The organism is Agrobacterium salinitolerans, from assembly GCF_027498475.1.
GTDB classification, from domain to species: domain Bacteria; phylum Pseudomonadota; class Alphaproteobacteria; order Rhizobiales; family Rhizobiaceae; genus Agrobacterium; species Agrobacterium salinitolerans.
Genome location: NZ_JAPZLN010000001.1, coordinates 1,634,273 through 1,657,081, shown reverse-complemented (window position 1 = coordinate 1,657,081; position 22,809 = coordinate 1,634,273). Strand labels below are relative to the sequence as shown.

The window sequence follows — 22,809 nt, the reverse complement described above, 5'->3', positions numbered from 1 at the left end:
TGCCGGATTCTTTTTGTTCGTTCAACTGGCTGAATCTGAAAGGAAAATTCCGTCGACTGGTCGCCCCGCGCCACTTTGCGGGTGAGGCCTATTGCCTTTGGCTGCGGGCGTTGCCATGTGTGAGGCCTGCGGCCCATCAGCAATGTCGGGCGGCAAAGCAAGCAGATGAAGTCGATTCGCGGATAGTACGTTGAATTTTCGCCCCATGATCCTGAGCGGCCGCGGTGTCACGGCCGTTCTCGGCCCCACCAATACCGGCAAGACCCATTACGCGATCGAGCGGATGGTCGCGCATGGAAGCGGTGTCATTGGCCTGCCGCTGCGTCTTCTGGCGCGGGAGGTCTATACCCGCCTAGTTGAAAAAGTGGGTGCGCCGAATGTGGCGCTGATTACCGGCGAAGAAAAAATTGCGCCTCCCAAAGCCAAATACTCCGTCTGCACGGTGGAAGCCATGCCGCGTGAGACGACGGCCGCCTTCGTTGCGATAGACGAGGTGCAGTTGGCGGGCGATCTCGAACGCGGGCATATCTTCACCGACCGGGTGCTGCATCTGCGCGGGCGGGAGGAAACGCTGCTGCTCGGCGCGGGCACGATGCGCCCTATCCTTGAAAAACTGCTGCCGGGAATAACCGTGGTCGAGCGGCCGCGCCTGTCTCAACTCTTTTATGCGGGTCAGAAGAAGATCACCCGCTTGCCGCAACGCACGGCGATCGTCGCCTTTTCCGCCGATGAGGTTTATGCCATCGCTGAACTGGTGCGCCGCCAGCGCGGCGGCGCGGCTGTGGTGCTGGGAGCGCTTTCGCCGCGCACGCGCAATGCGCAGGTAGGCCTCTACCAGTCGGGCGACGTCGAATATCTTGTCGCTACGGACGCCATCGGTATGGGACTCAACCTCGATGTCGACCATGTCGCCTTTGCGCAGGACCGCAAATTCGACGGTTATCAGTTCCGTAATCTCAATCCCGGCGAGATCGGTCAGATCGCCGGCCGCGCTGGCCGCCATCTTCGCGACGGTACGTTTGGCGTGACGGGGCGTGTCGATCCGTTCGATGACGAATTGGTCGAGCGGATCGAAACCCATCAGTTCGATGCGGTGAAGGTGCTGCAGTGGCGGACGAAAAATTTCGATTTTTCCTCCATCGCCAATCTGCGCGCGAGCCTTGACGCCGCGCCGACGATCCAGGGGCTTTCGCGCGCCCTGCCGGCCATCGACCAGCAGGCGCTGGAATATCTGTCGCGTTACCCTGAAATCATCGACGTGACCACGACGGATGTGCGGGTGGAAAAACTCTGGGAGGCCTGCGCGCTGCCCGATTATCGCCGCATCGCCCCCGCACAGCATGCCGACCTCATCTCCACGCTCTATTTCGATCTCGTCAAGCGCGGGGCGGTGAACGAGGATTTCATGGCCGAGCAGGTGCGTCGCGCCGATCGCACGGATGGGGAGATCGATACCTTGTCTGCGAGGATTGCGCAGATCAGAACATGGACTTATGTATCGAACCGCCCAGGATGGCTTGCCGATCCGACACACTGGCAAGAAAAGACTCGGGAAATCGAGGATCGATTGTCCGATGCGCTACATGAAAGGTTGACGAAACGCTTTGTTGATCGCAGGACATCTGTGCTCATGAGGCGCCTGAGAGAGAATGCGATGCTTGAAGCTGAAATCAGTGTAAATGGTGATGTCTTCGTAGAAGGACATCACGTCGGCCAATTGGCCGGGTTCCGGTTCACCCCGGTGCCGGGAATGGAAGGGCCGGATCAGAAGGCCGTGCAGGCTGCGGCGCAAAAAGCGCTCGCGCTCGAATACGAGGCGCGCGCCGCGCGTCTGCATGCCAGTGGAAACGGCGATCTCGCTTTGAGCTCCGATGGTCTGGTTCGCTGGTTGGGCGAGCCGGTTGCCCGGCTTTCGGCCGGCGACAACATCATGAAGCCGCGGGTGATCCTGCTTGCCGACGAACAGCTGAACGGCAATGCCCGTGATCACGCGCTGGCGCGCGTCGAGCGTTTCGTCAATCACCAGATTGCGACCGTGCTGAAGCCGCTGGACGATATTTCCCGCGCAGAAGATCTTCAGGGCCTGGCAAAGGGTCTGGCGTTCCAGCTCGTGGAAAATCTTGGCGTGCTGTTCCGCCGCGACGTCGCCGAGGACGTGAAGTCCCTCGATCAGGACGCGCGCGCCTCCATGCGCCGTTATGGCGTGCGTTTCGGCGCCTATCACGTTTTCCTGCCCGCACTTCTCAAGCCCGCTCCGGCGGAGCTTGTGACGCTGCTTTGGGCTTTGAAAAATGATGGCCTTAGAAAGCCGGGTTACGGCGATCTCATTCCGGTGCTGGCCGCAGGCCGTACCTCGGTCGTCACCGATGCCAGCTTCGAGCGTATGTTCTACAAGCTCGCCGGTTTCCGCTTCCTCGGAAAGCGTGCCGTGCGTATCGATATTCTCGAGCGTCTGGCCGATCTCATCCGCCCGCTGCTGCAGTGGAAACCCGGTCAGCAGCCGCGCCCGGAAGGCGCTTATGACGGTCGCCGTTTCACGACGACGACCGCCATGCTTTCCATTCTCGGCGCGACGCTTGATGACATGGAAGAAATTCTCAAGGGCCTCGGTTACCGCGCCGATCAGGTGACGGCGGAAGAGGCACAGGCCTTCCTCGCCAGCCACGCCGGTGCCTCTGCTCCGGCTGCCGCGGAAGCGGCGACGGCTGAAGAGGAAAGCGTCGAGACCGAGGAACACGAGCCGGCTTCCGAAGAACAGGTGTCCGAGACGGCGGCTGCTGTCGAAGGCGAAGCTGTCGAGGCGCCGGTGGCTGCCAGCGAAGAGGTTGTCGCAGCCGAGGCTGCGCCGGAAAGCGCTGAGGCCGCCGAGCCCAAGCCCGTTCTTCTGTGGCGTCCGGGTGGCCGCAACGAAAATCAGCGTGTCGAAAACCGTCGTCCCGGCAATCGCGGTCAGGGCCGTGGTGATGGAGCGCGCGAACAGGGCGAGCGTCGCGGTGAAGGCCGTCGCGACAATCGTGACGGTGCAAGTGCCAATCGCAGCGGCGACGGCGAGCGCAAGCGCGATGGTGGCCGTCCGGACCGTGGCAACAACCGCAACAACGATCGTCACGATCGCGGGGAGCGCAAGGACCGGCCGGAACGCAATGACCGTGGTGGTAAGCCGCAGGGTCAGCAGCGCTTCGAAGCCAAGCCGCCGCGCAAGGAAAAGCCGCTCGATCCGGATTCGCCTTTCGCAAAGCTCGCTGCTCTCAAGGAGCAGCTGAAGAAGTAAGCCCATGGGAAGCAGCGAACAGCCACTCGAAAGCACGCGTCAGCGTCTGGACAAGTGGCTGTTCTTTGCCCGCATGGCCAAATCCCGTTCGCTGGCCCAGAGCTACATTCAGTCGGGCCACGTAAGGGTCAATGGCGTTGCCATCCGCCAGCCCAGCCACATGCTGAAGGCGGGGGACAGGCTGGAGATCGGCTTTGAGCGGATGGACAAGGTACTCGTCGTCAAGTCCGGCGGAACACGGCGTGGACCCTATGAGGAAGCCAGACTTCTCTATGAGGACGAGACGCCGCCACGGGAACCTTCCGACAGTATGACGCCTCTTGAGCAGGCGTTGCGCCAGCCGGGCAGCGGGCGTCCCACCAAAAAAGAGCGCAGGGCGCTCGACAGGTTTCTGTCTGACAGCGACGGAAGCAAAGATTAGAATAAACCTCCGGGTCACACTCCTTTTTCAGAATTGTTTATCCTTGCTATCTGTAAGCAAAGGCATTACGTCACTTGCGAAATTGCCCTGTCTGAATTCCGGGCGACGGCTTGTGTTCCGAAGCCCAAAGACCCGGCCTGCATATTCTGGAGTTCATCATGACATATGTCGTGACCGACAATTGCATCCGCTGCAAATATACCGATTGCGTTGAGGTCTGCCCCGTCGACTGCTTTTACGAGGGTGAAAATTTCCTCGCGATCAATCCCGATGAATGCATCGATTGCGGTGTGTGCGAACCGGAATGTCCCGCCGAAGCCATCAAGCCCGATACGGAGCCGGGCCTTGACAAATGGCTGAAGCTCAATGCCGAATATGCGGCGATCTGGCCTAATATCACCATCAAGCGTGACCCGATGCCGGAAGCCAAGGAGATGGACGGCGTCGAAGGTAAGCTCGATCTCTATTTCTCCGCCGAACCCGGCCAGGGCGACTGATTTTTACGGCCTGACAGCGAAAACCATGATTTAAAAAGCCCTCGAGTTGTTGCTGCGAGGGCTTTTTGCTGAGCGTCATCCGCTGCGGCCGGATTGCAGCGTGGTCGACAGCAATGTCAGAAGGGCCACGCTTTCCTCCAGGCTTTGCCGCTGACGGCTTTGCAGGATAGCGGCCTGCAGACGGTTCATCTCGCGGGCGATCGCCGCTGGCTGCCATGTTCGCAGCGCTCTTTCGATGATGGGTTTTCTGCGGAAATGAATGTGGCGCCCAAGTGTCTGCATGACCTGACCGGCCTGCAGTTTTTTCTCATCCATTTCGGCCCTCATCTGGTCGAGCAACTGGAATTGCCTGAGGCATCCCTGGAGGACGAGGAAGATCGGGGTCTTCGAAGAGACGATCTTCTGCGTTGCGTGGAAGAAGGCGTTTCTGTCGCCTTTCAGAATGGCGTCGACAGCATCGTCGGCGGAAACCGTGCTGGCGTCTCCGATGATCGCCAGTACATCGTCCTCCTCGACCACGTCGGCTCCACGGCAATAGAGCGCCAGTTTGCGGATTTCGTTGCGCGAGGCGATACGGTCGCCGCCAAGGGATTCGATCAGCCTCTGCCGTGCGGCCGGCGCAATACGCAGATTATCGGCTGAGAGTTCCTGATCGATCAATGCGTTCAACGAGCGCGCATCGTCGGCATAGCAGGGGATGGCTGCGATGGAGCGCGCCGGTTCTGCGATCTTGCGCAGTCCCGTACCCTTCTTGATGTCGCCTGCTTCGATGATGAGGAAGCTCGCTTCCGGTGGCGTTTCCGCCAGAATCTGGAGGGCGTCCACCAGCGCCTTTTCGGACGAAGCACCTTTAACCCAGACGAGTTTTTCGCCGCCGAAAAGGCCGATGGCATTCACCTCGTCGAGTAAACGGCCGGGGTCGCCCTGTAGATCGGATGCGGTCAGTTTCAGCGATGCGAAAGCGTCATCGGGATCGATACCGGTCTTTTTGGCGATGACGCCTGCGCGTTCCGACACGAGACCGCGATCCGGGCCGTAAAGCACGAAAACACGAAAGCGCTCCGCCGGGTTTTCGGCGAAGCGCTCAAATTCATGGGACTTTATCTCCGTCACGGCCGCCGCTCTCAGCGGCCGAGGGTGGCGGCGATATCGGTGCGGATGATTTCGGCAAGTTCCCGGGCCGCACGGTTTTCGGCGTCGCGAGTTGCCCGGATCTTGGCGAATTCCTGCTGCGGCAGATCCACCTGCGCCGTTACGCTGCGGCGTGCGGAGCGCAGGATCTGACCGTCGGAAACCCGCGTCAGCACATATTGACCACTCATCACGACACGACCAGGGTAAGGACCATCGTAATTATTGTTCGAGCGGGTCGTCAGGTCATAATTCTGCACTTCCGTCGAGGTAGCGCTCGAGCTTACGGAAACCTTGACGTTATATTGAGCCGTGGCCGGTTGGCCTGCGCCGCCAGCCATTAGAAAGATCAGCTGATTGCGGACTTCCTGCCCGGCCCTGCCGCCGATATCGGAGACGCTGACGGCCGCCAGCCTTTCCTTGGTGCCGGAAGCTTCCCCATAAAGCGGGCGCACCTGGCAGCCCGCCAGAAGACCAGCCATCGTCACGACGGAAATCGCTGCCGCGGCGCGGCTCCATCTTGAAAAAACGTCAGACAACAATGTTCACAATCCTCTGCGGAACCACGATGACTTTCTTGGGCTCGCCACCGGCAAGAATGGATTTGACGGCATCCAGCGCAAGGGCGGCCGTGCGGACCGCATCTTGATCCGCATCGCGCGCGATTGTCAATTCGCCACGCTTCTTGCCGTTGACCTGCACGGGCATGACGACATCGTTTTCCTCGACCAGCGAAGCGACGAAGGCAGGCCACGGCGTCTGGGCCACGAGGCCCGTGTTACCCAGTACGGACCAGCATTCTTCCGCCAGATGTGGCGTCATCGGGGCGATGATGCGGATGAGGATTTCGACGGCGTCACGCGCTGCCGCCTTGACGTCATTAGACTTGCCGCCCGCAGCGACATCCGCAAGGGGACCGGCGAGTGCATTGACCAGTTCATAGATGCGGGCAATGGCCTTGTTGAAGGCGAGCTTGTCCAGATCCTCCTGCACAGCTTTCAGCGTTTTGTGGGCCGCCTTGGAGGCCGCCAGCCCTTCGCCTTCGGTCGCAGGCTTCGGCTGGACGGTTCTCAGCTCTTCCGCCGCTTCGCCGATGATGCGCCAGACGCGCTGGACGAACCGGTTTGCGCCTTCCACACCGGCTTCGGACCAGATGACGTCACGATCGGGCGGAGAGTCCGACAGGACGAAGAAGCGTGCGGTATCGGCGCCGTAGGATGCGATGATGTCATCCGGGTCAACCACGTTCTTCTTCGACTTCGACATCTTCTCGATGGAGCCGATCTTCACCTCTTCGCCGGACGAGAGCAGGAATGCGCGGCGAGCCCCGTCGCTTTCCTCGATCCGCAGTTCCGCAGGCGGCACCCATTCGCGCGCCGTGCCTTCGCCGCGGCTATAGGTCTCGTGCACCACCATGCCCTGCGTGAACAGGCCCTTGAAGGGTTCCTTGACGCCGACATGGCCGGTTTCGCGCATGGCGCGGGTGAAGAAGCGCGAATAGAGCAGATGGAGGATCGCATGCTCGATGCCGCCGATATATTGATCTACCGGCAGCCAGTGATTGGCGACCTTCGGGTCGGTCGGCGCGTCTTCCCACGGCGCGGTGAAGCGCGTGTAATACCAGCTGGAATCGACGAATGTATCCATCGTGTCGGTTTCGCGGCGCGCGTCATGACCGCATTGCGGGCAGGAGACATGGCGCCAGGTGGGGTGCCGGTCCAGCGGGTTGCCGGGCACGTCGAACGTCACGTCATCGGGCAGTTTGACCGGCAGGTCCTTTTTCGGAACCGGGACCACACCGCAGACTTCGCAATGGATGACCGGGATCGGGCAACCCCAATAACGCTGGCGGGAAATGCCCCAGTCGCGCAGGCGGAAATTGACCTTGCGCTCTGCCTGCGGCGTATTGCCGAGCGTCTGCGTGGAAAGCTTCTGCACGACGGCCTCGAAGGCGTCAGCCGTCTTCATGCCGTTCAGGAAGCCCGAGTTGATCATCACGCCGTCATCGGTGAAGGCGGTATCATCGATGGTGAAGTTTGCGGCATCGGGGCCTTCAGGGGCGACGACGGCCACGACCGGCAGGCCGTATTTGCGGGCGAAATCCAGATCGCGCTGGTCACCCGATGGGCAACCGAAGATCGCACCGGTGCCGTAATCCATCAGCACGAAGTTGGCGACATAGACCGGCAGTTCCCAGCTGGGGTCCAGCGGGTGCACGACCTTAACGCCGGTATCGATACCCTTCTTTTCAGCCGTCTCGAGCGCTGCGAGCGAGGTGCCATGGCGGCGGCATTCGTCGCAGAACTCGGCAATCGCCGGATTGTTCGCGGACAGTTCTCTGGCCAGCGGGTGGTCGGCGGCGATCGCCAGGAAGGAGGCGCCGAACAGTGTGTCGGGGCGTGTCGTATAGACGGTAATGTCGGAGAAACCTTCCGGCGCCGTGTCGGCAACCGTCCGCCAGCGCAGCGACAGGCCCTCGGAACGGCCGATCCAGTTCTTCTGCATCAGGCGCACTTTTTCCGGCCATTGGTCGAGCGTATCCAGCTCGTCCAGCAGGTCCTGGCTAAAATCGGTGATGCGGAAGAACCATTGCGTCAGTTCGCGCTGTTCCACCAACGCACCGGAGCGCCAGCCGCGGCCGTCGATCACCTGCTCGTTGGCCAGAACGGTGTGGTCGACCGGGTCCCAGTTGACCTTGGACTGCTTGCGATAGACCAGACCCTTTTCCATGAAGTCGACGAACAGCGCCTGCTGGCGATGGTAATATTCCACATCGCAGGTGGCGAACTCACGGGTCCAGTCCAACGACAGGCCCATGGATTTCAGCTGGCCGCGCATGGTGGCGATGTTCTGGTAGGTCCAGTCCTTGGGATGAACCTTGTTCTGCATGGCCGCATTTTCGGCAGGCATCCCGAAGGCGTCCCAGCCCATCGGGTGCAGGACGTTGAAACCGCGGGCGCGCTTGTAACGGGCGACGACGTCGCCCATCGCGTAGTTGCGGACATGGCCCATATGGATGCGTCCCGAAGGATAGGGAAACATCTCTAGAACGTAATATTTCTCGCGCGGATCGCTGTTGTCGGTGACGAAAACCTTGTCCTCGTTCCATTTTTGCTGCCAGCGCGGCTCGGCGTCGCGAGGATTGTAACGTTCGATGGCCATTGTCTAAAATTCCGGGTATCGAGGGGAAAAATGTGCGCTGACCTTCACCATGAAACGACCGGGGCGTCAAGTTTGGCGGGACGTTCGGACGTTCAATCTTGGCCAGCGTGCCTCAAATGGTGCTAAAGGCGCTTGGCATCAAGGCAATCGGTGGCTAGTTAGCGTTGCGAATGGTTCAAATGAAGGTCTTGTGATGGAAATCGAAGCACGTCTCGAGGATGTCAGGCAGCGCATTGCCGATGTTGCGGAAAAATCCGGACGCAAGGCGGCGGATGTTGCCCTCGTCGCGGTCTCGAAGACCTTCGACGCGGAGGCGATCCAGCCGGTCATCGATGCCGGTGAGCGCGTGTTCGGCGAGAACCGCGTGCAGGAAGCGCAGGGCAAGTGGCCGGCGCTTAAGCAGAAGACGCCTGATATCGAGTTGCATCTGATCGGCCCGCTACAGTCCAACAAGGCGGCGGACGCCGTGGCGCTGTTTGATGTGGTGCAAAGTGTCGACCGGGAGAAGATCGCCCGCGCGCTTGCCGAAGAATGCCGTAAACAGGGTCGCAGCCTTCGTTTTTATGTGCAGGTCAATACTGGCCTTGAGCCGCAAAAGGCGGGTATCGACCCGCGTGAGACCGTAGCTTTCGTGGATTTTTGTCGGGATGAGCTGAAATTGCAGGTCGAAGGACTGATGTGCATTCCGCCGGCGGATGAAAATCCGGGCCCGCATTTTGCGCTTCTGGCGAAGCTTGCCAAACAATGTGGGCTTGAGAAGCTTTCCATGGGCATGTCGGGCGATTTCGAAACTGCCGTGGAATTCGGCGCGACGAGTGTTCGTGTGGGTTCGGCGATCTTCGGTGCGCGATAAGGTTGCAAATTAAAAACCCGGCGCTGAGGCCGGGTTTTTAAACTCTAAAAGACGTCCGATCAGTAGTGATCGTCCTCGTCTTCGTCCTTCTGCGTGGATTTCAGCGAGCTGAGCTTCTTGAAGACCGCATCGGCGTCGATCTGCTCGTCTTCCTCGCGCTGGAAGCTGTAGTCCAGACCTTCCGTCGCCGTTGCCGGCTGCAGCGTGTTATCCAGTTCTTCGGCAGTCGGCAGCGGACGGCCGCGCGAGGCGCGTTCGACCTCGAGGTCGAGATCGATCTGGCTGCAGAGGCCGAGCGTCACAGGATCCATCGGCGTCAGGTTGGCCGAGTTCCAGTGGGTGCGGTCGCGAATCTGTTCGATCGTCGATTTTGTGGTGCCGACGAGACGCGAAATCTGCGCATCCTTCAGTTCCGGGTGGTTGCGAACGAGCCAGAGAATAGCGTTCGGACGATCCTGACGCTTGGAAACCGGGGTGTAGCGCGGGCCGCGGCGCTTGGATTCCGGCACGCGAACCTTAGGCTCGGAAAGCTTGAGCTTGTGGTTCGGATTGCCTTCCGCGCGGGCGATTTCGTCACGGGAGAGCTGTCCGGTCGCGATCGGATCGAGACCCTTGATGCCCTGCGCGGCTTCACCGTCGGCAATGGCCTTGACTTCGAGCGGATGCAGTTTGCAGAACGTGGCGATCTGATCGAACGACAGCGCGGTGTTGTCAACCAGCCATACAGCCGTTGCCTTTGGCATGAGCAATTGTTGAGCCATAGATACAGTCCTTCTGTCCGTCCGCGCCGGTGTCGCGGGCGTGGTATCAACCACTGATTTCCGGGATATTGCCGCTCTATAACCGGATTGCATCATAATTGCAATTCTTTGCGAAACAAATGACCTTTGTCTAATTGCCGTGCGCAATTGACCTGCTATGAATTCAACACATGCCTGAGGTGGGAGTCTCGGGCCGCGTCAGAAGCCATACCCGGTTCCAGGAGGAGTTCATGTCTGCCAAAATCTACCCGGTGCTCAAGTCGGCGAAAGCCCGCACGCTCATCGATAATGAGCGTTACCAGAAATGGTACCAGGAGAGCGTCGAGGATCCTGAAAAGTTCTGGGACAAGCACGGCCGTCGGATCGACTGGTTCAAGCCTTATACCAAGGTCAAGAATACGTCGTTCAAGGGGCGCGTGCCGATCAAGTGGTTCGAGGATGGCCTGACCAACGTTTCCTATAACTGTATCGACCGGCATCTGAAGACGCATGGCGAGCGCACGGCGATCATCTGGGAAGGCGACAACCCCTATATCGACAAGAAGATCACCTATAATCAGCTCTACGACTATGTCTGCCGTCTGGCCAACGTGCTGAAGAAGCACGGCGTCAAGAAGGGTGACCGCGTCACGATCTATATGCCGATGATTCCGGAAGCGGCCTATGCGATGCTCGCCTGCGCGCGCATCGGTGCGGTCCACTCCGTCGTCTTTGGCGGCTTCTCGCCAGAAGCGCTGGCCGGCCGTATCGTCGACTGCGAATCGACCTTCGTCATCACTTGCGATGAAGGCGTGCGCGGCGGCAAGCCGATCCCGCTCAAGGAAAACACCGACAAGGCGATCGATATTGCCGCCAAGCAATATGTCATCGTTAACAAGGTTCTGGTGGTACGCCGCACCGGTGGCAAGACCGGCTGGGCGCCGGGCCGAGACATCTGGTACCATCAGGAAATCGCTACCGTGAAACCGGATTGCCCGCCGGTGAAGATGCGCGCGGAAGATCCGCTGTTCATCCTCTATACGTCCGGCTCCACCGGCAAGCCGAAGGGCGTGCTGCACACCACGGGCGGCTATCTCGTCTATACGTCGATGACGCATGAATATGTCTTCGACTACAAGGACGGTGAGGTGTACTGGTGCACGGCCGATGTCGGCTGGGTCACCGGCCATTCCTATATCGTCTACGGGCCGCTTGCGAATTGCGCGACGACGCTGATGTTCGAAGGCGTTCCGAACTTCCCGGATCAGGGCCGCTTCTGGGAAGTCATCGACAAGCACAAGGTCAATATCTTCTATACGGCGCCGACAGCGCTCAGATCGCTGATGGGGGCGGGCGACCAGTTCGTGAAGCGCTCCTCGCGCAGCAGCCTGCGGCTTCTCGGCACGGTCGGCGAGCCGATCAATCCGGAAGCCTGGGAGTGGTATTACCATGTGGTCGGCGAGGACAAGAGCCCGATCGTCGATACCTGGTGGCAGACGGAAACCGGCGGCATTCTCATTTCGCCGCTGCCGGGCGCGACCGATCTGAAACCCGGCTCGGCCACAAGGCCGTTCTTCGGCGTGCAGCCGCAGCTGGTCGATGCCGAAGGCAATGTGCTGGAAGGACCGGCGGACGGCAATCTGTGCATCATCGACAGCTGGCCGGGCCAGTCGCGCTCCGTCTATGGCGATCACCAGCGCTTCGTCGATACATACTTCTCCACCTACAAGGGCAAATATTTCACCGGTGACGGCTGCCGTCGTGACGAGGATGGATATTACTGGATCACTGGCCGCGTGGATGACGTTCTGAACGTGTCGGGCCACCGTCTCGGCACCGCTGAAGTGGAATCGGCGCTGGTGTCGCATCACCTTGTTTCGGAGGCAGCCGTTGTCGGTTATCCGCATCCCATCAAGGGGCAGGGCATTTATTGTTATGTCACGCTGATGGCGGGCCAGAACGGCGATTATTCATTGCGCGAGGAGCTGGTGAAGCACGTCCGCAACGAAATCGGCCCGGTTGCGACACCGGATAAAATCCAGTTCGCGCCGGGCCTGCCGAAAACCCGTTCCGGCAAGATCATGCGGCGTATCCTGCGCAAGATCGCCGAGGATGACTTTGGTGCGCTGGGAGATACGTCGACGCTAGCCGATCCGGCCGTTGTCGACGACCTCATCGCCAACCGGCAGAACCGTACGGCGTGATCCGTTGAAAGGCTGCTCCGGCAGCCTTTTTTCTATTGGCGATTTTCACAAACAAAAACACCCGGAGGCGGAACCTCCGGGTGTTTTTAGTTGTATTCAGTCAGGATTACTGGCCGCGGATCTTCTTCAGGTCCGCCAGAACGGCGTCGACGATGTCGGCGCCGATTTCAGCCTTGTGCTTTTCGTAGACAACCATCGACTTTTCGCGAATGCGCGCCTGTTCTTCAGGAGACAGCGTGTTCACTTCGAGGCCAGCCGCCTTGATCTTTTCCAGCGACTTCTGGTTCAGCTCGCGGATGACCTTGCGCTCTTCGTCGCGGCCGACGACCGCGCATTCACGCAGGGCGGCCTGTTCTTCGGGCGTGTAGCTGTCGAAGATCGGCTTGGAGAAGAGGAAGAGGAACGGCGTATAGGCGTGGTTCGTCTCGGTGACGTATTTCTGCACCTCGTAGAACTTGGAGGTGTCGATCGTCACATAGGGGTTTTCCTGCGCGTCGATCGCGTTGGTTTCCAGCGCCGAGAAGACTTCGCCGAAGGCCATCGGCGTTGCATTGGCGCCGAGGTTCTGGAAGGTGTCGAGGAAGATGTTGTTCTGCATCACGCGGACCTTGAGGCCCGAGAAATCTTCCCACTTGTTCACGGCACGCTTGGAGTTCGACAGGTTGCGGAAACCGTTTTCCCAGTAGGCCAGGTTTACGAGGCCCTGTTCTTCCAGCTTCTTGTTCATCATGTCGCCGAAGGCGCCGTCCATGACGGCATCGGCTTCCTTGGCGTTGGAGAACAGGAACGGCAGGTCGAAGACGCCGAGCGACGGGATCAGGCCGACGAGCGGCGACGAGGACGTTACGACCGCTTCCTGAACGCCGGAGCGCAGGGCCTGGGTCGCCTGGAGGTCGCCGCCGAGCGCGCCGCCCCAGAATGCGGTTAGCTTCAGCTTGCCGCCCGACTTGTCGTCGAGGCAGGCCTGCATGGCCTTGATGCCGTTGCCGACCGGATGGTCCTGGTTGATGCCGTTGGAAACACGGATGTTGCGGCTGTTGAATTCGGCCATTGCCGGGGCAGCAGTGCCAACTGCGAAAGCGATTGCCGTGGTGGTCAGAAGAAGCTTTCTCATAATATCCTCCCTTGGATTGTTTGCGAGAAGCGGGTTGCGGGTTAACGGAGATACTGCAGTGGTACGAGGACGATGTCCGGGAAAATCACCAGAAGGAACAGCACGGCGACCTGTGTCAGCAGGAAAGGCAGTACGCCCGCCGTGACGCGGCCCAACGGAACCCTACCGACGCCGCTGACGACGTTCAGCACGACGCCAACAGGGGGCGTGATGAGACCGATACAGGTATTCATGATGAAGAGGACGCCGAAATAGACTGGGTCGATGCCCGCCTGCTTGATGATCGGCATCAGAACGGGCGTCAGGATCAGGATGGTGGGTGTCAGGTCGAGCGCAGTACCGACGACCAGGATCAGGACCATGATCGCAAACATCAAGAACATCGGACGGTCGATCAGCGGTTCGATGTAACCGACAACCTCGTTCGGAATGTTTGCAGCCGTGATAAGCCATGCGGAGACGAGTGCGGCGCAGACCAGGAACATGATGATCGAGGTGCTCTTGGCTGCGCGCAGGAGCACGTGCGGAAGCTCACTCGGCTTTAGTTCGCGGTAGACCACCATGCCGACAAACAGGGCGTAGGCAGCGGCCACGACAGCGGCTTCTGTCGGGGTCATGATGCCGGCCTTGATCCCTCCGAGAATGATAACCGGCATACCGAGCGCCCACCCGGCACGTGCTGTTGCCCGCATGCGTTGCTTGGCCGTGGTCTTCGGAAGCGGCGTTATGTTGTCCTTACGGACGACGAACAACCAGGTTGCGACCAATGAAAGGCCCATCAGCAGGCCCGGTACGATCCCCGCCATGAAGAGCTGGGTGATCGAGACGTTGGCGGCAACGCCGAAAACAATGAAGGCCATGGAGGGGGGGATGACCGGAGCGATGATACCGCCGGAAGCAATGAGACCTGCCGAGCGCGGCACGTTGTAACCGGCCTTCGCCATCATCGGGATGAGGATTGCGGCAAGCGCCGCGGTATCGGCTGCGGCCGAGCCGGAGATGCTGGCCATGATGATGGCCGCCATGATGGCGACGATCCCGAGACCGCCCCTGATATGACCGACGCAGGCGATCGCAAAATCGATGATGCGGCGGGAGAGGCCGCCAGAGTTCATCAGTTCACCGGCCAGAATGAAGAAAGGGATGGCGAGCAGCGTGAATGTATCCGCGCCGGCGATCATGTTCTGAGCGATGATCTGGGTATTGAACATGCCCATATACCACATGAGCACAACGCCGCAAAACATCAGCGAGAAAGCGACGGGAACGCCAATCGCCATAGCGCCGAGCAGAGAGCCGACAAAAACGAGGAGTGTCATGGTATCAGCGCTCCGAAAGCTGTTCGATCGTCATGTTTTCGCCCGCGAACTGGGCGATTTCGTCTTCCGTCACGCGGCCCGTAACGAGCCGGTACAGACGTTCCAGCGCAATGATGAACATCAGGGCGCCGGTGAACATGCCGATGCCGTAGACCCAGATCATCGATAGCTTGGTGACTGGCGCATGCATGCTGGCATTGATGCCAGACTGCTTCCACGTCCCCCAGAAGAAGATGGCGGAACAGGTGAGGATGACAATGTTTGATAAGATCATGCAGAGGATGCGGCCGCGGCGCGACAGGAACATCACCATGGTTTCGATACCCATGTGACCATGTTCCCTGAAGGCGACGACGGCGCCGGTGAAGGTGAGCCACACGAAAAAGAAGCGTGACAATTCTTCCGAGACGTTTATGCCCGAATTCATCGTGTAACGCATGACGACGTTGACGAAGACCATGATCGCCATGCCGGCAAGCAGCAGGACGAGAATGATTTCGAGAATCCGGTAAAAGAGATTGATGATCTTCTGCATTTTCCCCTCCCGAAGAAATATCTAGAGCAGCCCTCGTTTCGCCAGGTTGCGCATCAGGGCCGCGGTGCCGAACGTCCATTCCGGGCATTCGTCCGTCGTCGTGACCCAGTTGATCAGCTTACCGAGCTTGGGCGTGGAGATTTCGACACGGTCACCCTTCGAATGGGTGAAGCCGAGGCCTGGGCCATGGCGGTCCTTGACCGGCGCAAACATCGTGCCGAGGAAGAAGACGGCGCCGTCAGGATATTGGTGGTTACGGTTCAAGAGCTGGGAGCTAAGGTTTTCCGGCGTGCGGCTGATCGCCTCCATCGGGCTGACGCCCGTCATGGTGAAACCGTCTTCGCCCTCGACCAAAAGCGAGATTTGCGACCTCTTCACATCTTCAATGGTGAAGTTTCCGTCGAACAGGCGGATGAAGGGACCGATCGCGCAGGATGCGTTATTGTCCTTCGCCTTGCTGAGCAGCAGGGCGGAACGACCTTCGAAGTCGCGCAGGTTGACGTCGTTGCCGAGCGTTGCGCCGACGATGCGGCCGTCTGAGGTGATGGCGAGCACCACTTCCGGCTCCGGGTTGTTCCACTGCGACTTCGGGTGAACGCCGATCAGCGCTCCGCAGCCGACAGAAGCCATGGCCTGCGCCTTGGAGAATATCTCCGCATCCGGGCCGATGCCCACTTCCAGATATTGCGACCAGAGGCCCATTTCCTGGAGCAGTTTCTTCACTTCGGCAGCTTTTTCGGAGCCGGCCTCAAGTCCCTTGAGATTGTCGCCGAGAACCGGCGCCAGTCGTCCGCGAATTTCCTGCGCGCGCAGCGGATCGCCCTTGGCCTGCTCCTCGATCACGCGTTCCAGCATGCTGTCGGCGAAAGTGACACCGGCGGCCTTGACAGCCTGAATATCGTTGGGGGCAAGGAGTTCGCCGGCGGAACCGTCCAGAAACGCTTCCAGCGCGCCGAGTGCGACAAGAGAGCCGGTGTCGGCGAGCCTCTGCACCAGATCCGTCTTTTCCAGAAGTTCGGACATGGTTGGGGAAATCGAAGTGAGGTCATAAAGCACGCCGCCCTTCAGCAGGACAGGGCAGGGGCCGTCTTCGCTTTTCGACCAGACGCGGCCGACGAGCAGCGCGTTTTCGAAATCTTCAGGCAAAATTGCGGCAGCGTCGATGGACCTTTTTCCGGTCATGTAGTTCTCCCCTTCAGCACCCCACAGGCCGCCTCCTGCGGTCTTATTGTCTGGATGTCTGACAACCTAATCTTATTCTTCTTAGTATGACTTTTGCTGCGAGTCTAGCGGCTACGCCGACAAAATTATCGTGTTCCGTGCCTCAATTACCGGAAAATCGTAAACCTGTCCTATAGCTTTTTCGGCCTGCTCATTTGCGGCTCAGAAGATGTCGAGTTCGAGATTGACCCGACTTGCAGCACCGATCAGGTGCTTGCGCATGGCGTTCTTGGCAGCTGTGGCATCGGCCTTCTCGACGGCCTCGTAGATTGCCACATGCTCGGCGATCGTCACCTCGAGAATTTCACCAAAAACTGCACGCGAAAAAGCAATATTGATGGCGGAGCTGATGCGTTCCGCGATGAAGCCGAGGAACATCAGGAAATATTCGTTCTCAGTCGCTTCCGCCAGAATGCGGTGGAAGTCAAGATCGGCCGCGACGCCTTCCGTCGACCAATCGTCGGCGGTTTTCATCTTTTCCAAAGCTGCCGCTAGCCGCGTCAACTGCTGCGGGCTGCGGTGCAGTGCGGCCAGCCCGGCTGCTTCTATTTCCAGTGGCATGCGAAGCTGGAAAAGATCGCGGAAATTTTCCGGATCGTTCAGCCGCGATCGCTCGATTCGGATGGACAGTCTTTGCCGGGGATCGGTGACGAATGCGCCAACGCCCTGCCGGGTTTCAACAAAACCTTCGTTGCGCAATTGCGCGATCGCCTCGCGGATGACCGAGCGGCTGACCCCGAAGGTTTTTGCCAAAACATGTTCGGTTGGCAACCTGTCGCCCGGTCCGAGCTTCGAATCATTGATTTCGCGCGCAATCTCCGCAGCGATCCGGCCGGGCAGATGGTCGTTGCGATGAATCTGACTGAACTCCAGCGTCATGGTTGCTCCCGTTCCACAGAAACGATTGGTTCGTTTTCCCGCGGTAGGCGACTTCCTCCTTCGCCGTCCGCGGGGTTTTCAAAGGCGGCGCTTTCAGCCGCCTTCGCCGTCCTCGATTAGCTATCCGGTTGCAGGGTTATCTGGCAACCGGGATTCATCCGCAAATCAGGGTCGAAGGCGTTTTTCAGACCCGTGATCATCCGGCGCTGCACATCAGATAGCCGGCTTTCGAAATCAGAGCGTTTCAGGCGGCCGATGCCGTGTTCGGCGCTGATGCTGCCGATGTAGCGGTCGAGGACCTCGTTAACGAGTGTCTTGGACTTGTAGATAAATGCTTCGCGCTCTTCCGGCGTCGAACCGTTCGGCGGCAGCACGTTGAGGTGGACGTTGCCGTCTCCGACATGGCCGTAGGAAACCGCCAGGCACTCCGGCAGTTTTTCCGCCAGTTCCGCCTCGGCTTCTGCCACGAAAGCGGCGAGTTTCGACAAGGGCACGGAAATGTCGGTGCGCATATGTGCGCCGCGCAGCGCCTGCCCTTCGTTCATGCCTTCGCGGAACAGCCACAGCGATTGCGCCTGTGCCCGTGAAGAAGCGATCACGCCGTCCAGCACCAAGCCGTCTTCCATCACACCCTCAAGGAAGCGGCCCATCAGGTCGGCCGTGTCCACCAGACCGGAGCCTGAAATTTCCATTAGCACGTAAGCGGGGTAATCGCCGGCAATCGGCATTTTCAGGTCGGGTATAGCTTCGATCGCCAGCGTGAAGGCGACAGGCGGCATGAATTCGAAGGCGGACATCAGGTCGCAGCATTCGCGGCGCGCGCGGCGGTAAAGCTTGATGGCATCATCAAGCGAATCGAGGCCGAGCAGCGCCGTCTCGACATGTTCAGGATTAGGGTAAAGCTTGACGGCAACGGCTGTGACGATGCCGAGCGTTCCTTCCGAGCCGATGAAGAGTTGCTTCAGATCGATGCCGCGATTATCCTTGCGCAGCGTCGAAAGCCCGTTCCAGATGGTGCCATCTGGAAGGACCACTTCCAGACCCAGCACCAGTTCGCGGGTCATGCCGTAGCGCAGGACATTGATGCCGCCCGCATTGGTGGAGACGTTGCCGCCGATGCGGCAGCTGCCCTGTGCGCCGAGCGACAGCGGGAAGAACATACCCTTTTCCTCAACCGCATCCTTGAATTCCGAGAGAATGCAGCCGGCCTCCACGACGGCGGAAAAATCGTCGCTATCGATGGTGCGGATGGCGTTCATGCGCTCGAGGCTCAATACGACCTGACGCTTGGGGGCATCGGGAATGCCGCCGAGCACCAGACCGGTATTCCCGCCCTGGGGAATGATGGAGAGGCCGAGTTCGGCGCAGGCGCTGACCGTGTCGGAAACTTCCTTCGTCGAACGGGGGCGGATAACGGCCACGGCCGAGCTGGTGACGTCGCCATGCCAGTCGCGGCAATAGCGCAGCATGTCCTCTTGCGATGTCAGCAGCAAAGCTTCGCCCAGCCTGTTCTTCAGCGAGAACCGCAGTTCCTCGATATCGTGTTCGCTCACGATCGTCATTTCACCCTCTCCGTCCAATCCGCCCTAAAGTGCCCGGGCAAGGGACGTGCCTTGATTTTGCCGGCGCCCTTGCTTTTTCCAGTTTGTAAAAAAATACTATTTTCAACTCGATCATATAAGGTTATCAGACAACCTTACAAGCTAATTTATCGGTCGGTCGGCCGATGATGTTTTTTCGGTCTCGGGAGAATGGTCGGGACAAAGAGGAGGAAGACATGCATATCGCAATCATCGGCGCCGCAGGCATGGTTGGCCGCAAGCTGACGCAGCGTCTCGTCAAGGATGGATCGCTGGGCGGCAAGCCGGTCGAGAAATTCACGCTTATCGACGTGTTCCAGCCTGAAGCGCCTACCGGCTTTTCTGGTGCTGTCGATGCACGCGCGGCCGACCTCTCCGCACCGGGTGAGGCTGAAAAGCTGGTCGAAGTCCGGCCGGACGTCATCTTCCACCTTGCCGCCATCGTCTCCGGCGAAGCTGAACTCGATTTTGACAAGGGCTACCGCATCAACCTCGACGGCACGCGTTATCTCTTCGACGCCATCCGCATCGCCAACGGCAAGGATGGTTACAAGCCGCGCGTGGTTTTCACCTCGTCTATCGCCGTCTTCGGCGCGCCGCTGCCCTATCCGATCCCGGACGAGTTCCACTCCACGCCATTGACCAGCTACGGCACGCAGAAAGCGATCTGCGAGCTGCTGCTTTCCGATTACAGCCGTCGCGGTTTCTTCGATGGTATCGGCATTCGCCTGCCGACCATCTGCATCCGCCCCGGCAAGCCGAATGCGGCCGCCTCCGGCTTCTTCTCCAATATTCTGCGCGAGCCGCTGGTCGGCCAGGAAGCGGTGCTGCCGGTGCCTGAGAGCATTCGCCACTGGCACGCTTCGCCGCGTTCCGCCGTCGGCTTCCTCATCCATGGCGCAACGATTGACGTGGAAAAGGTCGGCCCGCGTCGCAACCTGTCGATGCCAGGCCTCAGCGCCACCGTCGGCGAGCAGATCGAAGCGCTGCGCAAGGTCGCCGGCGAAAAGGCCGTTGCCCTCATCCGCCGCGAGCCGAATGAGATGATCATGCGCATGTGTGAAGGCTGGGCCCCCGGTTTCGAAGCCAAGCGCGCCCGCGAACTCGGCTTTACGGCTGAAAGCTCGTTCGAAGAAATCATTCAGGTTCATATCGAGGACGAACTGGGAGGTTCACTGAAATGAGTGCTGGCGGGGAGGAGAAGAAGCGGTCTGTCGCCTTTATCGGTACGGGCCTGATGGGCGGGCCGATGGCCCGGCGTCTGCTGGGCGCCGGCTTTTCGGTCACCGTCTGGAACCGTAGCGCCGATAAGGCCGAGGCGCTTGTTGCCGATGGCGCGGTCGTCGCTGCATCGCCGGCGGAGGCAGCCAGGGGCGCCGATATCGTCATCACCATGCTGAGCGACGGCAAGGCCGTGGGCGAGGTGCTTTTCGAGGCCGGCATGGCCGAAGCGCTGAAAAAGGGTGCTGTCGTGATCGACAGCAGCTCGATTGCGCCGCCGATTGCGCGAGAACATTCCTCCCGGCTTCAGTCGTTGGGCATCCATCACGTCGATGCGCCGGTTTCCGGCGGTGTGCCGGGCGCGACGGCCGGTACGCTCGCCATCATGGCCGGTGGGGACGAGACGCTGATCTCGGGTCTTGCCGATGTTTTCGCGCCGATGGGCCGGCTCACCTATGTCGGTCCCTCGGGTGCCGGCCAACTGTGCAAGCTCGCCAACCAGCAGATCGTCGCCATCACCATCGGCGCGGTTGCCGAGGCGATGATGCTGGTGGAAGCGGGCGGCGCATCGCGTGAAGGGTTCCGTAACGCCATTCGCGGCGGTTTTGCCGAAAGCCGGATCCTGGAACTGCATGGCGACCGCATGGTGAAGCGCAATTTTGTGCCGGGCGGTCCGTCCAAGTTCCAGCTCAAGGATCTGAACGGCGTGCTGGCGACGGCCAAGGATCTCGCTCTCACCCTGCCGCTCACCCAGCAAGTCACGCGGGAATTCGATGATTTCGTCGGTGATGGCGGGGCCGATATCGATCATAGCGGCATCCTGCTTTACCTCGAAAAACTGAACAATCGGGAACAGGGCTGAAGCGATCTCATGAGCGACGACAAGACACCGATGCGCCGTTTGCGGTCGCAGGACTGGTTCGATAATCCCGACCATCTCGACATGACGGCGCTCTATCTGGAGCGTTTCATGAATTACGGCGTGACGCCGGAAGAACTGCGCTCCGGCAAGCCGGTCATCGGCATCGCCCAGAGCGGCAGCGACCTGACGCCCTGTAACCGCGTCCACGTGGAGCTGGTCAAGCGGGTGCGGGACGGTATTCGTGACGCGGGCGGCATTCCCATCGAGTTTCCGACCCATCCGATGTTCGAAAACTGCAAGCGCCCGACAGCGGCGCTCGACCGCAATCTTGCCTATCTGAGCCTCGTGGAGGTGCTTTACGGTTATCCGCTCGACGGCGTCGTTTTGACCACGGGCTGCGACAAGACTACGCCTTCGGCGCTGATGGCGGCAAGCACGGTGGATATTCCAGCCATCGTTCTATCCGGCGGGCCGATGCTCGACGGTTATCATGACGGCGATCTGGTCGGTTCTGGCACCGTCATCTGGCGCATGCGCCGTAAATACGGTGCTGGCGAAATCACCCGCGAGGAATTCTTGCAGGCGGCGCTCGAATCCGCGCCTTCGGTCGGCCATTGCAACACCATGGGCACCGCGTCCACCATGAATGCCATGGCGGAGGCGCTCGGCATGTCGCTCACCGGCTGCGGCGCGATCCCGGCCGCTTACCGTGAACGCGGCCAGATGGCCTATCGCACCGGCCGCCGTGCCGTCGAGCTGGTTGTCGAGAACATCAAGCCCTCCGACATCATGACGCGCGAGGCGTTTTTGAACGCGATCCGCGTCAATTCGGCGATTGGCGGCTCCACCAATGCCCAGCCACATCTGGCGGCCATGGCGAAACATGCGGGCGTGGAGCTTCGCGAGGAGGACTGGCAGGTTCACGGCTACGACATTCCGCTCCTTGCCAATGTCCAGCCGGCCGGTAAATGGCTGGGAGAGAAATATCACCGCGCCGGCGGCACGCCCGCCATCATGTGGGAGCTTCTCAACGCAGGCAAGCTCGATGGAGGCTGTCCGACCGTAACCGGCAAAACCATGGCGGAAAATCTTGAAGGCCGGGAATCCACCGACCGTGACGTGATCCTGCCTTACGATAAGCCACTCAAAGAAAGGGCCGGTTTCCTCGTTCTCAAGGGCAATCTGTTCGATTTCGCCATCATGAAGACGAGCGTTATCTCGGCGGAATTCCGCCAGCGCTATCTGAGCGAGCCGGGCCGCGAGGGAATTTTCGAGGGCAAATGTGTGGTGTTCGACGGTTCGGAAGACTATCACGCCCGTATCAACGATCCGTCCCTTGATATCGATGAGCGCACTATTCTCGTCATTCGCGGTGCGGGGCCGCTCGGCTGGCCGGGTTCGGCTGAGGTCGTCAACATGCAGCCGCCGGATGCGTTGTTGAAAAAGGGTATCACCAGCCTGCCGACGATCGGCGACGGCCGGCAGTCGGGAACGGCGGACAGCCCGTCCATCCTCAACGCCTCGCCGGAAAGCGCGGCGGGCGGCGGACTGGCATGGCTGCGCACCGGCGATGTGATCCGCATCGATTTCAATGAAGGCGAGTGCAATGCGCTGGTGGCGGAGGCGGAGCTGGAAGCGCGCAAGGCTGACGGCATTCCCGCTGTTCCCGCGGATGCGACACCATGGCAGCGCATCTATCGTAAATCCGTAACCCAGCTTTCGGATGGCGCGGTTCTGGAAGGTGCCGCAGATTTCCGCCGGATTGCCGAGAAGATGCCCCGGCACAATCATTGATCGCA

Annotated in this window: 18 protein-coding genes; 8 read left to right on the top strand and 10 right to left on the bottom strand. The window is 60.0% G+C overall.

The features are described 5' to 3' along the window. Window positions 1–205: 205 nt before the first annotated feature. The 3 genes from O9X91_RS07885 (at window position 206) to fdxA (ending at window position 4,189) form a co-directional block, all read left to right on the top strand. On the top strand, window positions 206–3,271 hold the full coding sequence (locus tag O9X91_RS07885; protein WP_142912923.1) for a helicase-related protein: 3,066 nt from the start codon (window positions 206–208) through the stop codon (window positions 3,269–3,271). A gap of 4 nt (window positions 3,272–3,275) precedes the next feature. Further along, window positions 3,276–3,692, top strand: a complete 417-nt coding sequence (locus tag O9X91_RS07880) for an RNA-binding S4 domain-containing protein (RefSeq protein WP_142912924.1) — start codon at window positions 3,276–3,278, stop codon at window positions 3,690–3,692. Window positions 3,693–3,850: 158 nt separating this feature from the next. Further along, the gene (gene fdxA, locus O9X91_RS07875; protein WP_035222116.1) at window positions 3,851–4,189 is read left to right on the top strand and encodes a ferredoxin FdxA; all 339 of its coding nucleotides are present in this window, start codon (window positions 3,851–3,853) and stop codon (window positions 4,187–4,189) included. Between the two features lie 75 nt (window positions 4,190–4,264). On the opposite strand, the gene holA is transcribed toward fdxA, so the two are convergent. Genes holA through leuS form a run of 3 tightly spaced genes read right to left on the bottom strand, consistent with a single transcriptional unit; the run spans window position 4,265 to window position 8,482 of the window. Next, on the bottom strand, window positions 4,265–5,302 hold the full coding sequence (gene holA, locus O9X91_RS07870; protein WP_142912925.1) for a DNA polymerase III subunit delta: 1,038 nt from the start codon (window positions 5,300–5,302) through the stop codon (window positions 4,265–4,267). A gap of 11 nt (window positions 5,303–5,313) precedes the next feature. Further along, window positions 5,314–5,859 (bottom strand): LPS assembly lipoprotein LptE, encoded by a 546-nt coding sequence (locus O9X91_RS07865; protein ID WP_162520500.1) that lies wholly within the window; start codon window positions 5,857–5,859, stop codon window positions 5,314–5,316. Beyond that, window positions 5,852–8,482: a leucine--tRNA ligase gene (gene leuS / locus O9X91_RS07860; protein ID WP_142912926.1), complete on the bottom strand. Its 2,631-nt coding sequence runs from the start codon at window positions 8,480–8,482 to the stop codon at window positions 5,852–5,854. The genes O9X91_RS07865 and leuS overlap by 8 nt, the downstream gene beginning before the upstream one ends. 193 nt (window positions 8,483–8,675) lie before the next feature. Here leuS and O9X91_RS07855 point away from each other — a divergent pair, with 193 nt between their 5' ends. Continuing rightward, window positions 8,676–9,335, top strand: a complete 660-nt coding sequence (locus O9X91_RS07855; RefSeq protein ID WP_142912927.1) for a YggS family pyridoxal phosphate-dependent enzyme — start codon at window positions 8,676–8,678, stop codon at window positions 9,333–9,335. A 59-nt stretch (window positions 9,336–9,394) separates the two neighbouring features. On the opposite strand, the gene O9X91_RS07850 is transcribed toward O9X91_RS07855, so the two are convergent. Beyond that, window positions 9,395–10,096 carry a DUF1013 domain-containing protein gene (locus O9X91_RS07850; protein WP_162520501.1) on the bottom strand — a complete coding sequence of 234 codons (702 nt, stop codon included), beginning with the start codon at window positions 10,094–10,096 and terminating at the stop codon, window positions 9,395–9,397. A gap of 230 nt (window positions 10,097–10,326) precedes the next feature. On the opposite strand from O9X91_RS07850, the gene acs reads away from it, so the two are divergent. Next, window positions 10,327–12,279, top strand: coding sequence for an acetate--CoA ligase (acs, locus tag O9X91_RS07845; RefSeq protein ID WP_077981324.1), 1,953 nt, complete (start codon window positions 10,327–10,329; stop codon window positions 12,277–12,279). A gap of 106 nt (window positions 12,280–12,385) precedes the next feature. Here acs and O9X91_RS07840 read toward each other — a convergent pair whose 3' ends face one another. From O9X91_RS07840 to O9X91_RS07815, 6 genes are all read right to left on the bottom strand, one after another. Then, window positions 12,386–13,393, bottom strand: coding sequence for a TRAP transporter substrate-binding protein (locus tag O9X91_RS07840; RefSeq protein WP_137412319.1), 1,008 nt, complete (start codon window positions 13,391–13,393; stop codon window positions 12,386–12,388). A 41-nt stretch (window positions 13,394–13,434) separates the two neighbouring features. Next, window positions 13,435–14,712, bottom strand: a complete 1,278-nt coding sequence (locus O9X91_RS07835) for a TRAP transporter large permease (protein ID WP_077981313.1) — start codon at window positions 14,710–14,712, stop codon at window positions 13,435–13,437. Between the two features lie 4 nt (window positions 14,713–14,716). Continuing rightward, entirely contained in the window at window positions 14,717–15,247 is a 531-nt protein-coding gene (locus O9X91_RS07830; RefSeq protein ID WP_077981314.1) for a TRAP transporter small permease, read from the bottom strand. A gap of 21 nt (window positions 15,248–15,268) precedes the next feature. Continuing rightward, window positions 15,269–16,429, bottom strand: a complete 1,161-nt coding sequence (locus O9X91_RS07825; RefSeq protein WP_137412318.1) for a fumarylacetoacetate hydrolase family protein — start codon at window positions 16,427–16,429, stop codon at window positions 15,269–15,271. A 201-nt stretch (window positions 16,430–16,630) separates the two neighbouring features. Beyond that, window positions 16,631–17,347, bottom strand: coding sequence for a FadR/GntR family transcriptional regulator (locus O9X91_RS07820; protein ID WP_077981316.1), 717 nt, complete (start codon window positions 17,345–17,347; stop codon window positions 16,631–16,633). Window positions 17,348–17,463: 116 nt separating this feature from the next. After that, window positions 17,464–18,909 (bottom strand): FAD-binding oxidoreductase, encoded by a 1,446-nt coding sequence (locus O9X91_RS07815; RefSeq protein ID WP_269833839.1) that lies wholly within the window; start codon window positions 18,907–18,909, stop codon window positions 17,464–17,466. 215 nt (window positions 18,910–19,124) lie between these two features. Here O9X91_RS07815 and denD point away from each other — a divergent pair, with 215 nt between their 5' ends. Genes denD through O9X91_RS07800 form a run of 3 tightly spaced genes read left to right on the top strand, consistent with a single transcriptional unit; the run spans window position 19,125 to window position 22,804 of the window. Then, entirely contained in the window at window positions 19,125–20,111 is a 987-nt protein-coding gene (gene denD / locus O9X91_RS07810; protein WP_077981325.1) for a D-erythronate dehydrogenase, read from the top strand. Next, complete coding sequence (locus O9X91_RS07805; RefSeq protein WP_077981318.1) at window positions 20,108–21,010, top strand: NAD(P)-dependent oxidoreductase; 903 nt, start codon at window positions 20,108–20,110, stop codon at window positions 21,008–21,010. The genes denD and O9X91_RS07805 overlap by 4 nt, the downstream gene beginning before the upstream one ends. 9 nt (window positions 21,011–21,019) lie before the next feature. Continuing rightward, entirely contained in the window at window positions 21,020–22,804 is a 1,785-nt protein-coding gene (locus O9X91_RS07800; RefSeq protein WP_269824802.1) for an IlvD/Edd family dehydratase, read from the top strand. Window positions 22,805–22,809: the final 5 nt, after the last annotated feature.

Excerpts from the sequence above, each read along its gene's own strand:
- O9X91_RS07885 (WP_142912923.1), top strand. The coding sequence starts at position 206 with ATGATCCTGAGCGGCCGCGGTGTCACGGCCGTTCTCGGCCCCACCAAT.
- O9X91_RS07880 (WP_142912924.1), top strand. The coding sequence starts at position 3,276 with ATGGGAAGCAGCGAACAGCCACTCGAAAGCACGCGTCAGCGTCTGGAC.
- fdxA (WP_035222116.1), top strand. The coding sequence starts at position 3,851 with ATGACATATGTCGTGACCGACAATTGCATCCGCTGCAAATATACCGAT.
- leuS (WP_142912926.1), bottom strand. The coding sequence starts at position 8,482 with ATGGCCATCGAACGTTACAATCCTCGCGACGCCGAGCCGCGCTGGCAG.
- O9X91_RS07855 (WP_142912927.1), top strand. The coding sequence starts at position 8,676 with ATGGAAATCGAAGCACGTCTCGAGGATGTCAGGCAGCGCATTGCCGAT.
- O9X91_RS07850 (WP_162520501.1), bottom strand. The coding sequence starts at position 10,096 with ATGGCTCAACAATTGCTCATGCCAAAGGCAACGGCTGTATGGCTGGTT.
- acs (WP_077981324.1), top strand. The coding sequence starts at position 10,327 with ATGTCTGCCAAAATCTACCCGGTGCTCAAGTCGGCGAAAGCCCGCACG.
- O9X91_RS07840 (WP_137412319.1), bottom strand. The coding sequence starts at position 13,393 with ATGAGAAAGCTTCTTCTGACCACCACGGCAATCGCTTTCGCAGTTGGC.
- O9X91_RS07835 (WP_077981313.1), bottom strand. The coding sequence starts at position 14,712 with ATGACACTCCTCGTTTTTGTCGGCTCTCTGCTCGGCGCTATGGCGATT.
- O9X91_RS07830 (WP_077981314.1), bottom strand. The coding sequence starts at position 15,247 with ATGCAGAAGATCATCAATCTCTTTTACCGGATTCTCGAAATCATTCTC.
- O9X91_RS07825 (WP_137412318.1), bottom strand. The coding sequence starts at position 16,429 with ATGACCGGAAAAAGGTCCATCGACGCTGCCGCAATTTTGCCTGAAGAT.
- O9X91_RS07820 (WP_077981316.1), bottom strand. The coding sequence starts at position 17,347 with ATGACGCTGGAGTTCAGTCAGATTCATCGCAACGACCATCTGCCCGGC.
- O9X91_RS07815 (WP_269833839.1), bottom strand. The coding sequence starts at position 18,909 with ATGACGATCGTGAGCGAACACGATATCGAGGAACTGCGGTTCTCGCTG.
- denD (WP_077981325.1), top strand. The coding sequence starts at position 19,125 with ATGCATATCGCAATCATCGGCGCCGCAGGCATGGTTGGCCGCAAGCTG.
- O9X91_RS07805 (WP_077981318.1), top strand. The coding sequence starts at position 20,108 with ATGAGTGCTGGCGGGGAGGAGAAGAAGCGGTCTGTCGCCTTTATCGGT.
- O9X91_RS07800 (WP_269824802.1), top strand. The coding sequence starts at position 21,020 with ATGAGCGACGACAAGACACCGATGCGCCGTTTGCGGTCGCAGGACTGG.